Raw genomic sequence first — 203 nt, forward strand, 5'->3', positions numbered from 1 at the left:
GGCGGTGAAGGCGCTGATGCAGGCCCGGATGGCCGTGAAACACGCGGATACCGAAGCCGCGACCCGCGCGGCGCGCGCCGCAGTGGACGCCGCCAAGCAACGGTTGGGGGAACGTGGCCCGGTCTGGTGGGATGACGGCACGCCCGATGAAGGCAACAGGCATCCGTGCAACACGCGGTACGCGGCGTGGTGGGCTGCACTGG

The 203-nt window shown here is 70.9% G+C and carries 1 pseudogene; it reads left to right on the forward strand.

Going from position 1 to position 203, the window contains the following annotated elements:
• Positions 1–203, forward strand: a pseudogene (locus A3728_RS15095) (hypothetical protein); the annotation flags it as partial.

Origin of the sequence: Sulfitobacter sp. HI0040, from assembly GCF_001634885.1 — a bacterium.
Classification (GTDB): domain Bacteria; phylum Pseudomonadota; class Alphaproteobacteria; order Rhodobacterales; family Rhodobacteraceae; genus Sulfitobacter.